Origin of the sequence: Marivita sp. (assembly GCF_965656765.1) — a bacterium.
In the GTDB taxonomy this organism is placed as follows: Bacteria; Pseudomonadota; Alphaproteobacteria; order Rhodobacterales; family Rhodobacteraceae; genus Marivita.
In genome coordinates this window covers 1-5,922 of the sequence record NZ_CBFHLV010000105.1, presented here as the reverse complement: position 1 = coordinate 5,922, position 5,922 = coordinate 1, and the positions used below count along the sequence as shown (strand labels likewise).

Below are 5,922 nucleotides of genomic sequence, written 5' to 3'. Positions count from 1 at the left end.
TTACAACGCAGAGCTCACGGCTAAAATAGCCGCTGAGTGACGAACTCCAACATCTCCGGAAAACCCGGTCTGGTTCAAGGCTTCCCACTGCGCTCGCTCTTCCTTCTCGCGTTGCTCTCGATCCGAAGCTGTTTCCGCTTCGCGCTGCGCCAACTCCGCAGCTTTTTGCGCCAGCTGCGCATCGTTCAGAGCAGCATCGCGCTCTCGCCGAAGGCGATCAAGCTCTTGCTGAAGCTCCTCGGCTGCGGACGTAGGGTTCTCTGGCGGTACGAAAGGTCCGGGCGAGAACTTAGCGTCGCCTCGAACAACCCGGTAGTGCCAAATGCCAAGCTGGACGGACATCTTCAGCGCCGTGAGCGCCTGCCTGTGGTCTCCAGAGCCCTCATGAACCGCTGAGTTCCCTGTCTTCCGAATGTGGTGGAGCACATCGAGTACTTTATCGGGGATGGCGCGCTCAAACTTCAAACGCCGTAAAAGGTCCGACTGGGTTTCGGCGGGCTCGGGAAGAAGGCCCGCATGAGCCGCGTGTAGTTGGGTCAGGATCTCAGAGAATTGCCGTAGCTTGATCAGCGACGTGCTTGGGTCAGCGTGAAAAAAGTGCTCGGCTAGAGTACCCAGCTTTTCAAGCTGGGGGCTAATTGGCTGTAGGAACTGAAAATTTCCTGCCGTTCGTTCGCTCGTCATAAAAATTATCGCCCTTCTTCTCAGGACACTATGGTGCCACCTCTTGTACGACAAGAAAACGAAAGGGTTTTTCTGTAGGATCAGCCTGGCGCGTCATATCTTGCTACCAATGCGCATTCTTGTCAGCTTGCTAGCAGATGACAGAACGACATACCGCAGGATTAAGGGTGACTTCGGACATGGTGGAACGCAAGAAGCCAACATGGCGCGATGTGAAAACGGTGATCGGTGAATGGCCAAGCGATCAGCTCGTCGGTCTTGTTCAAGACCTTTATCGATTAAACGCTAGCAACGCTGACTTTCTCCGCGCCCGTTTGCTGGCCAGCGATATCGGTGATCATAGCTTGGCACCTTATGAAGAACGCATTCGAAAAGCCATAAGCCCTCGTGAGCCTTGGAAACAAAACGTACAATTGCGTGAAGGCCGCAAGGCTATCAACGACTACAAAAAAGCCAGTGGCGATACGCACAACCTGCTACGTCTGATGGTCTACTACGTTCAGTGCGGTAACGATTTCACTTTGGAATTTGGCGACATCGACGAAGGCTTCTACGACAGTTTGTGTTCGATGGTTGAAGCGATCAAGGATCGGTTGTTGGCGGAAGATGACAGCGAGCTTGCTAAGGAGTTCTTACCTTTGCTGGTCCAGGAAGTTGAGCGCATAGACGGTGAAATGGGCTGGGGCTACCCGGACGAAGTCTCAGATCATATAACCGATCTACGCGAGCATTTTGGTTGAAGGTGCTGGGCGAGCGAACTTGGTCGAGCACGTAAATTGAGAGACTTTGTTTTCGCAACAGCATCGTAAAACAGTGTTCAAACACAGTGTTTCAGGTTACTGTGTTAAACACAGTGTTTACCGACCCCATCTGTCACAAGCTATCGCACAGTTTTTCGCACACCTCAATTTCGGCCCAAATACCCTCTTAAAATCAATGACTTAAAATAAACACAAGTCTTGAAAATCCTCGTGTCGGTGGTTCGATTCCGCCCCCGGGCACCACTTTACTAAGAAAAAAATTGTGTTGCATGGTGGCGGGACAATTTGCTGGGGCTGGGTGCCGTATGGGTGTCAATTGACTTCGCACCCAACTAACGCCAAAGCTACCTCGGCAAAGCGGCAAGGATGCCTTCTATTTCGCTTTGGTTTCCAATCCCAAGTATCGGAAGGACGGCCATCAGAAAATTGACTACCTTAATTTCGCTTGAGACCTCATGGACCTTTTGCGGTTGGATGCCGCTCCTTTGATAGCATTTACTGCAGCAAAGGAGACTGACTATGCCCTGCCAGCTTCAGGCTGGCGGCGGTCACTACCAAAACACTCCATGAGCTGCAACTCTAGGCCGCTTGGGTGGAATGCGCGCCCGGGCTTATGTTATGCGTCCCGGCGGTATGGGCGACGCCTATTCGTTCAGCCTCGCTGCCTCTGGCCTGGGTAGGGTTTGCACCAGCATAAGGGCGATGGCGGCAGAAAGGGCCAGAGTGATGAAAGCTGGGGTATAGCTGCCAAAGCTGTCGAACGCCCAGCCGGTCAGGATCGGGCCCACAGAGCCGCCCAATGTGCCAAAAAACAGCACTGTGCCAAAGATCGCACCATGCGCGCGCATACCGAAATACTCGGCGACAGTGGCCGAGACCACGACGAACAATGCGCCGTGGCTAAAGCCATAGGCCGCCACCACGACGAACAGCCCGCCGTGCGCGGTGGTCAGGATCAGTGCAGTCAGGCTGACAAGCAGCACCAGTAGGCTGATCGTATAGGCCATCTTGCCGCCGATCCGATCGACGAGTGCACCCATGATCAAGCGCCCGGCGATGCTGGCCGCGCCGATGACCGACAGCATCGTCGCCGCTAGTGTCTGGGTCATGCCCAAATTCATACCGTGTACCGCCAGATGAAGCGGCACCGACATCAGCGCGGGAAAGAACAGGAGCTGCGTGGCGCAAAGCGTCCAGAATATTCGAGCGCTCGGCCCCCGGCGCGCCTCGGCGAAGCTGGCGCCAGTGATGACGCTGGAGGTGCCAACCGCCGGTGCTGGTGGACGCTGCATCGACAGCGCGGCGATCAAAAGCAGGATTGACGCCGCAAAGCCCAACATCAACAACGCTCCGCGCCAGCCAAAGGCAACGATCAGTACCGCGGCGGCGGGAGGCAAGGTAATCTGACCGACGGCAGTGCCAACCTTCACCACCCCGCTCATGATACCGCGTCGTCGTGGGAACCAGCGTGCAATCGTCGACAGCGTGACCACGTCATGGCTGCCCAGCCCCAGACCGATCAGCGTGCCGAAGATCACCAGCAATTGCCACTGCGCGGTAATCTGGCTCATCAGGACAAAGCCGATACCATAAAGCGTGCCGGTACAGACCAGTACGATGCGTGGCCCCAGCACGTCGCTTACCCGTCCGCCTAGTATCGCAAGAACGCCCATGACAAAAAAGGCCAACGCCGAGCAAGTGGATAGAAAGGTGCGCGACCAGCCAAATTCAGCCTCAAAAGATGGCAGGAACAAGCCAAAGGAAAACAGCATCCCGATGACGGTAAACTGTGTCAGACAGGCGCCGAAAAGCACGATGTAACGGGGGTTCCCCATGAGACGTCCTTTGCTGGTTCGTGCCCGAATTTGAGCTGATGCCAGTACGGTGCGGTAATGTCGATGTTGGAAATGCCTAATCAAACACGATCAACATCAACGCCGCTCGCCAGGATGGGCGACCAACATGTCCGAGTGGCCGTCATTGCCGCGGTGAAATTGCTGCGCGGCGTACGAAGGTCCGCGATGTAAGAGCAAGCTTACTGCGTGGGTGCGCCTATGAATGTCTTCTGCGGGCTGCTCACGCAATTTTTTCGCGCTTTCAAACGCGGGGTAAGATAAACGTCGGAACTTGGGCTGTTCGCACGCTCGTGAAGGTAAGACCGCCAAGTGGGTGTTCGGTCTGAATTCAGGCTGGTGTGGCAACAGCGACCGGGCTGCCTGCCGCCTCGATGTCGCGCCCGGCGGCGAGCAGGATATCCTCGCGGTAGCGAGGGCCGATTAATTGCACGCCCAATGGCCGGCCGTTCGTTTCGCCCGTTGCGACCGCCAGCCCCGGCATGCCGATTGCGGGAAGCGCGCGTTGCGTCAGCTGCGCTTCGAACACCCGGGCAAACGCCGCTTCCGACTGGACATCACGTTGCTGATCGAACGGCAATTCGCCAGAGATAGGGCATAGCAGGACTGGATAGTCGTTCAGGAAAACTTGCCAATCTCGCACGAGCGCCGCACGTGCCTGCAGCGCCTCCATCAGCGAAACAAAGCCAACCTCGCCAGCATCCTCAGACATCTGCGCGAAGGCAAACTGCGCGTCCGCGTCTGCCTCGCGGGCTAGCATGTCGGTGGCACCGAACTGCATCTCAGCCATCCATAGGCACGCATTGATCGCTGCCGCGCTGCGCATCGGGGGGCACGCAACCTCGTCCACAGTCCAGCCCGCTGCGCGCAGCCGATTGGCGGCCTCCTGCAGCGCCTCGGCCACGTCGTCGTTGACTTGCATGCCATCCGGAGCAATCGCAAGCGCCGCCCGTTTTGGGAAATCGGCCTTGGTCTGTGGCTCGGGGACATACCACGGGTCTCGCGGATCGGGTGCCGACATGGCCGCCAAAGCAATATCGAGATCGTCGATGCTCCGGGTGATCGGGCCCGAAACGGCCATGAGTTGGGCACCAATAAAGCGGTCTGGCGCACTGGCGTTATAAGCCGGCACCCGGCCGACAGTCGGACGCAGTCCATGCAGGCCACAGGCATAGGCGGGATAGCGGATAGACCCTGCGATATCTGTACCGTGGCCGATGGCGCAGATGCCTGACGCAACCGCTGCGGCTGCCCCTCCTGACGATCCGCCCGGTGTGATGTGCCGGTTGCGCGGGTTCAACGTCTGGCCGTGAAGCCCATTGTTGGTGAACCAGCGCAAGGAAAAGGCGGGCGTATTGGTGCGTCCGATGATGATGCCACCCGCCTTACGGATGTTCGACACGACCGGACTGTCCTCAGTCGCGACGTGATCGGCCAGAAGCCGCAGTCCGTTGGTCGTTGCATGACCCTTTTGGTCAACATTAACCTTGATCGTCACGGGGACACCGCAGAGTGGGCCCACGTCATCGCCACGGTCAAGGGCTAGATCAACTTCCCGCGCAGCCTCGAGCGCTTCTTCAGGAAACTCCTGCACGACTGCATTAATGGCTGGGTTCACTGAATCAAGTCGCGCCAGATGGGCCTGCGCCACTTCAACCGCCGAAATTCGCCGGGCTCTTACCTCTGCGGCGATCCGGGTCGCCGTCAATTCCCAGATTTCCGGCATATGCAAACCCCCTTCGGCGATACTGTCGTATCAGACGTTGGCAGGTGCAATCGTGTTTGTCGACAAGAACGGCAGTTTCGGCACTGTGTCGATGCGAAAAGAAGTCATAACGAATGCGAGACGTCTCTGTAATCTTTGACAGAGCGAAAAGAAAAAATGTCTGCCCAGTCGCAGACGTTCAAAAGCGGCCACTAGTTCAACAGATACCCAAATCAATTTTGGGCCCACTTACCGCCGGTTTATCAGGTTCTGGATTTTGCGGTCGTAATGAATGGAGGCTGAGCGCGCAGAACGCCAGCTGTCTCTTAAGGCCGCGATGCCATATTATTTCTAATGGCTGTGAGATACGGCCTTACTGATCAACCTTGTCCCAGAATGCGTGTTTGCGTGGGTGCGTTCGTCCTAGGTAACTGACAAAGGCCTCGTGGCTTTGGAAGGCGCCGTAGTCTGAGACCGCCATATCAGCTTGAGCGCAAGAGGCGAGGTGACGGGCTGCATGGCGATAGCGTTTGGCGCGGTTGTTTTTAAGGGCAAAGGAGATCATCGACCGCCAGACCAACATGGCGGCTAAGGGATGTTCGGGCTCGAGCAACTCGGATGTCGGGGTAAGGAGTTCATAGGCATTGCCATCCAGCTCCTCGTGACGGGACAGGATCAGATCAGCAGCCAGCGCTGGATCGGGCCACTGCAAGCAGAAGATGAGGCCTTGGAGCAGGTCGGGATGGTTGCGCACGAGGGCGCGTGCATCTTGCAGCGCCTCATCGTCGTCGAAATCCGGCAGGCGCGAGACGTAGCGGCGCAGGGTTTCAGCACAGAGGCGCGTTTCAAACCGGGTCCACACGGCGCGGCGCAGGTCGTCTTCTCTTCCCAAGGCTTCGAGGCAGGCGAAATGGGTGCT

The 5,922-nt window shown here is 57.2% G+C and carries 5 protein-coding genes and 1 pseudogene; 1 reads left to right on the top strand and 5 read right to left on the bottom strand.

Annotated elements, in window-relative coordinates:
• Nucleotides 1–342 (bottom strand): hypothetical protein, encoded by a 342-nt coding sequence (locus ACTG4M_RS16845; RefSeq protein WP_439124828.1) that lies wholly within the window; start codon nucleotides 340–342, stop codon nucleotides 1–3.
• An 18-nt stretch (nucleotides 343–360) separates the two neighbouring features.
• Nucleotides 361–684 (bottom strand): annotated as a pseudogene (locus tag ACTG4M_RS16840) (DUF4145 domain-containing protein); the annotation flags it as partial.
• A 137-nt stretch (nucleotides 685–821) separates the two neighbouring features.
• On the opposite strand from ACTG4M_RS16840, the gene ACTG4M_RS16835 reads away from it, so the two are divergent.
• Nucleotides 822–1,424, top strand: a complete 603-nt coding sequence (locus tag ACTG4M_RS16835; RefSeq protein ID WP_439124827.1) for a hypothetical protein — start codon at nucleotides 822–824, stop codon at nucleotides 1,422–1,424.
• A gap of 665 nt (nucleotides 1,425–2,089) precedes the next feature.
• Here the strand turns inward: ACTG4M_RS16835 and ACTG4M_RS16830 are convergent.
• The 3 genes from ACTG4M_RS16830 to ACTG4M_RS16820 all read right to left on the bottom strand — a co-directional run.
• Nucleotides 2,090–3,280: an MFS transporter gene (locus tag ACTG4M_RS16830; RefSeq protein ID WP_439124826.1), complete on the bottom strand. Its 1,191-nt coding sequence runs from the start codon at nucleotides 3,278–3,280 to the stop codon at nucleotides 2,090–2,092.
• A gap of 349 nt (nucleotides 3,281–3,629) precedes the next feature.
• The gene (locus ACTG4M_RS16825) at nucleotides 3,630–5,024 is read right to left on the bottom strand and encodes an amidase family protein (RefSeq protein WP_439124825.1); all 1,395 of its coding nucleotides are present in this window, start codon (nucleotides 5,022–5,024) and stop codon (nucleotides 3,630–3,632) included.
• Between the two features lie 352 nt (nucleotides 5,025–5,376).
• Nucleotides 5,377–5,922: DUF6880 family protein (locus tag ACTG4M_RS16820; protein ID WP_439124824.1), on the bottom strand; the 546-nt coding region annotated here is incomplete at its 5' end.